Source organism: Ancylomarina longa (assembly GCF_003996985.1).
In the GTDB taxonomy this organism is placed as follows: Bacteria; Bacteroidota; Bacteroidia; order Bacteroidales; family Marinifilaceae; genus Ancylomarina_A; species Ancylomarina_A longa.
The window spans coordinates 1-663 of sequence record NZ_RJJX01000130.1; the positions used below are offsets into that span (position 1 = coordinate 1).

The window sequence follows — 663 nt, forward strand, 5'->3', positions numbered from 1 at the left end:
TTTCAAGGAAAATCTTATATGCCTTTTTTTGGCGTTCTAAGAGCGATTTAAGGCTTTCTGACTTGGAATGGCTAAAGGTAAGGGTTAATAGCTGAATTGAGCCGTCATGGCTTGTTTGCCACGTATTAACAGCCTTTTTAAGCTCCTCTCTCCGTTTTTCAGTAATTTGTTTGGCACAAACAGGACATGACCAAATAGAACCACAACGCTGGACATTGGCCCAGTGAGCTTTTTTTCTAGATTCGTTGTATTTAACTTCGCGTAATTTATCTTTATCGATGCGTTTTTTTAAACAATTTCCCACACGTTCTCGGGGTAAAAGTTTGGCAGATTGGTCTTGAAGTAAAAAATTATGGAATCGCTGAAAGCCTTGCTGGCTGTGGATTACCTGAGATTTCGTAAATATACCAAGGGGCTGGCTATTTTTAGCGCTTTTCGGGCTTGATAGGGACGGATTTTCCCCATAAAATGTACTCATGGACATTCCTTGATTAATGTTCATCACTGGGTTGAAGTGTTAGCGCACTGTCAGCCCATTTTTTTTGCCTCGTAGTATGGGAATAATGGTACCCGTAAATAAATATTGAGGACTTGCTTWCATTGTGCAGTCCAAAATATACGCCACATCATAAAGTTATTGCAAGACCACATGACAACACATAG

1 pseudogene is annotated in these 663 nt (G+C 39.9%); it reads right to left on the reverse strand.

The features are described 5' to 3' along the window. A pseudogene (locus tag DLK05_RS16650) lies at positions 1 to 478 on the reverse strand (hypothetical protein); the annotation flags it as partial. Between the last annotated feature and the right edge of the window lie 185 nt (positions 479 to 663).